The organism is Microbacterium sp. UBA3394 (genome assembly GCF_002358725.1).
Taxonomy (GTDB): Bacteria; Actinomycetota; Actinomycetes; order Actinomycetales; family Microbacteriaceae; genus Microbacterium; species Microbacterium luteum.
Genome location: NZ_DEPK01000019.1, coordinates 5,848 through 8,657 on the forward strand (window position 1 = coordinate 5,848; position 2,810 = coordinate 8,657).

At 68.3% G+C, this 2,810-nt stretch carries 3 protein-coding genes; all 3 read right to left on the minus strand.

The genetic code is table 11. The features are described from left to right. Positions 1–671: catalase (locus B4E30_RS00775; RefSeq protein WP_286793085.1), on the minus strand; the 671-nt coding region annotated here is incomplete at its 3' end. Between the two features lie 141 nt (positions 672–812). Beyond that, positions 813–1,616, minus strand: coding sequence for an SDR family NAD(P)-dependent oxidoreductase (locus tag B4E30_RS00780; RefSeq protein WP_286793086.1), 804 nt, complete (start codon positions 1,614–1,616; stop codon positions 813–815). A 67-nt stretch (positions 1,617–1,683) separates the two neighbouring features. Beyond that, positions 1,684–2,697, minus strand: a complete 1,014-nt coding sequence (locus tag B4E30_RS00785; protein ID WP_286793087.1) for a sodium:calcium antiporter — start codon at positions 2,695–2,697, stop codon at positions 1,684–1,686. Positions 2,698–2,810: the final 113 nt, after the last annotated feature.

The following is a 2,810-nucleotide window of genomic DNA, read 5'->3' on the forward strand; positions in this document are numbered from 1 at the left end:
CCGGCCTCGTTCACCCACATGTAGGTGTGCGAGCCGTATCCGTTCATCTGCCGGTACGAGGTGGGGATGCCGCGGTCGCCCATGAGATAGGTCACCTGGTGCGCGGACTCGGGGTTGAGGGTCCAGAAGTCCCACTGCATGTTGTTGTCGCGCAGGCCGTTTCCGCCGCGGCGCTTCTGCGAGCGGATGAAGTGCGGGAACTTCATCGTGTCGCGGATGAAGAAGATCGGGGTGTTGTTGCCGACGAGATCGTAGTTGCCCTCATCGGTGTAGAACTTCAGCGCGAATCCGCGCGGGTCGCGCCACGTGTCGGGCGAGCCCTGCTCGCCGGCGACGGTCGAGAAGCGCGCGAGCATCTCGGTCTTCTTGCCGGGCTGGAACAGCCCCGCCTTCGTGTAGGCGGTGACGTCTCCGGTCGTCTCGAAGACGCCGAAGGCACCGGAGCCCTTCGCGTGCACGTTGCGCTCCGGGATGCGCTCGCGGTTGAAGTGCGCCATCTGGTTCAGGAAGTGCACGTCGTGCAGCACGATCGGGCCGTCGGCTCCGACCGTCAGGCTGTTGCGGTCACTCGGCGCGGGCGCGCCGGTGTCGGTGGTCGAGCCGATCTCCGCTTCGGAAGACGGATACTGGGCGACCGAGGTGCCGTCTGTGGGCTCGGGAAGCTGAGGCATGGGATGGGTTCTCCTTCGCGGATCGCGATTGCCGGGCGGATGCGCCCACGATCCAGCGAAGCACTTACGGCTCACCGCGGAAAGGGGGGTTGACGGATGCCGTCGCCTCAGCTCTCGGCGCGCGCGACGATCCGTTGCGGGTCAGCCGAGGAGATCGCCCATCTGCTTCGCGATGAGCTCGGTGGCGTACTTGGGGTTCAGCCGCGACAGCTTGTCCATCGTCGCGGCGTCCCTGCCGATCGTCGCGCGGAACCTGCCCTTCGCGATCGCCTCGACGATCACGCGACCCGCTTCGGCCGGCGTTGTCGTCTTGCGGGCGGATGCTGCCGCGTCACCGTCGGGCATGTCCATCACCACGCCGGAGTTCGCCGCGATGTTCGTGCCGATCGCGCCGGGATAGATCGCCGTCACCGCGACCGACGTGCCCTGGAGTTCGGCGTAGAGCGCTTCGGTGAGCAGGCCGACGGCGGCCTTCGAGGCGCCGTAGACGGCCTGACCGGGCACGGCGGCGTATGCTCCCATGCTCGCGACGTTGACGATGGCGGCATCCGGTCGCTCGACCAGCACCGGCAGGAACGCCTTGACCATGTGCAGCGTGCCCCAGAAGTTCACGGTCATGACCTTCTCGATCTCCTCGTACGGGAGGTCGATGATCTTGACGAACTTCTGGATGACGCCGGCGACGTTGACGATGCCGTCGACCGCCCCGTGGATGTCGGCGACGGCAGCTGGCAGCGCCTCGACGGCCTCGCGGTCGGTGATGTTCACCGTGTGCGTCGACAGGCGGTTGCCCGCCGCGGCGAGTGCCACCGTCTCGGCGAGCCCGTCCGCGTTGAGGTCGACGCCGGCGACCGAGGCCCCGGAGCGCAGAAGCTGCAGGGTGACCTCGCGGCCGATGCCGTTTCCCGCTCCCGTGACGACGAAGACCTTGCCTGCGATGTTCATCCCTGCTCCATATGTCGAGGTGCCGATTCCCCTCGACGCTATCGCGTGCGCGGTCGCCGGATAAGAGTCAGATCGCGAACAGCGCGAGGCCGATGGTGCCGGCGTAGATCGCCGGGATGCCGATCCCTTCGAACCCGATGCCGCGCTGATCGCGGATGATGAGCCCGGCGGCGAGCACGGCCGTGATGAGGAGGGTCCCGCCGAGGAGCACGAGGCTCTCGTCGCCGGCCGCGGCATAGATCGTGCCGTCGAGGAAGAAGGCGTCCGCCACGGTGAGGGTGAGCACGTCGAAGACGTTGCCGCCGATGATGTTGGCGACTCCCAGGGTGAGGGCACCGATGCGGATCGCGGAGATCAGCACGATGAGCTCGGGGAGGGATGTCACCGCCGTCGTCACCGTGAACCCGGTGACCCCGCTCGGCCATCCGGTCGCCGCGATGACCCCGAGGCCGGCCTGCCCGATGACCCACCCGGCCACGCCGACGACGAGCCCGAGCGCCGCGAAGGTGAACCACAGGCGCGAGAGCGGTCCGCTGTGCTCCTGCTCCTCCTCGTCGTCGCGGGTCTCACGCGTGCGGATCGGCGTCCACATCGGGGCCTGATGCATGCGGCGCTGCAAGTGCAGACCGTAGAAGTAGAAGACCGGGATGAGAACGGTCACCGGATGGATCCAGCCGACCGTCAGCTGCGGCGTGGCGAAGGCGATGACCGGCAGGCTGAGCAGCGCAACGAGCACGACGGCCTGGAAGAGGTTCTCGATCGACGCCGCCGCGTGCTCGAGATTCGCTCGTCGATACAGCAGATCCGCGATCGCGAGCCAGACGCTCTGTAGGGCGATGCCGCCGATCGGATTCGCCAGGGCGAAGGCGGCGTCGCCCTCGAGCGCGCCGGTGGCGGTCGTGACGATCCCGGGGAGGGAGGTGACCGCGCCGAGGAACACCGCGCCGGCGACCGCCTCGCCGAGTCCCGTACGGTCTGCCAGTTCATCGGCGGCGCGGGCCAGCCGCGAGCCGGCCACGACGACGATGCCGACGGCGGCGACAAGGGCGATGATGCTCGGCCACAGCGGCCACGGTTGCACGGTGACTTCCTCCCTCGGGTGTCTTCCGCCCTCGGGTCGCGGGATTCTTCCCTCGGGTTGCGGTCGAGGATACGGACGACGACGCATCCTCACCCCGGACTCCCGCAGCGGCG